The sequence below is a fragment of the Burkholderia sp. A9 genome (assembly GCF_000801975.1).
The window spans coordinates 1-1,286 of the sequence record NZ_JSZN01000069.1 but is presented as its reverse complement, the minus strand read 5'-3'; the positions used below and the strand labels follow the sequence as shown (position 1 = coordinate 1,286).

Genomic DNA, 1,286 nt, shown 5'->3' with positions numbered 1-1,286 from the left:
AGCGTGATCGTCTATCGCCGCACCGGCGGCAAGATCGACTGGCATGCCGAGCGCGACCTGTGGATGCACGACATCGCGGACAGCGAGCCCGACACGTGCGCACCGGAATGGGTCGGCGCCGAGCATCCGCTGTTCATCCTGTATACGTCGGGCTCGACCGGCAAGCCGAAGGGCGTGCAGCACAGCACGGGCGGCTACCTGCTGTGGGCCGCGCAGACGATGAAGTGGACCTTCGACTGGAAGCCCACCGACGTGTTCTGGTGCACGGCCGACATCGGCTGGGTCACGGGGCATACGTACATCACGTACGGCCCGCTCGCATGCGGCGGCACGCAGGTCGTGTTCGAAGGCGTGCCGACCTATCCGGACGCCGGCCGCTTCTGGAAGATGATCGACGATCACAAGGTCACGGTGTTCTACACCGCGCCGACCGCGATCCGTTCGCTGATCAAGGCCGCCGAGGCCGACGACAAGGTCCACCCGAAGAGCCATGACCTGTCGAGCCTGCGCATCATCGGCACGGTCGGCGAGCCGATCAATCCGGAAGCATGGATGTGGTACCACAAGCACGTCGGCCAGGAGCGCTGCCCGATCGTCGACACGTGGTGGCAGACCGAAACCGGCGGCCACATGATCACGCCGCTGCCGGGCGCGACGCCGACGGTGCCGGGTTCGTGCACGCTGCCGCTGCCGGGCATCATGGCCGCGGTGGTCGACGAGACGGGCCAGGACGTGCCGAACGGGCAAGGCGGCATCCTCGTCGTCAAGCGTCCGTGGCCGGCGATGATTCGCACGATCTGGGGCGACCCGGAGCGTTTCAAGAAGAGTTATTACCCGGAAGAACTCGGCGGAACGCTCTACCTCGCCGGCGACGGCACGGTGCGCGACAAGGACACCGGCTACTTCACGATCATGGGCCGCATCGACGACGTGCTGAACGTGTCGGGCCACCGGCTCGGCACGATGGAGATCGAGTCGGCGCTGGTCTCGCATGAGCTGGTTGCGGAAGCGGCGGTGGTCGGCCGCCCGGACGACACGACCGGCGAAGCGGTGGTCGCATTCGTGGTGCTGAAGCGTTCGCGCCCGGAAGGCGAGGAAGCGGCGGCGCTCGCGAAGACGTTGCGCGACTGGGTCGGCAAGCAGATCGGGCCGATCGCGAAGCCGAAGGACATCCGCTTCGGCGACAACCTGCCGAAGACGCGCTCGGGCAAGATCATGCGGCGCCTGCTGCGCTCGCTCGCGAAGGGCGAGGCGATCACGCAGGACACGTCCACGCTCGAGAACCC

General features: G+C 67.2%; 1 protein-coding gene. It reads left to right on the top strand.

The window, feature by feature from the left end; all coding sequences use genetic code 11:
* Positions 1-1,286: acetate--CoA ligase (locus PI86_RS15450; protein WP_039324320.1), on the top strand; the 1,286-nt coding region annotated here is incomplete at both ends.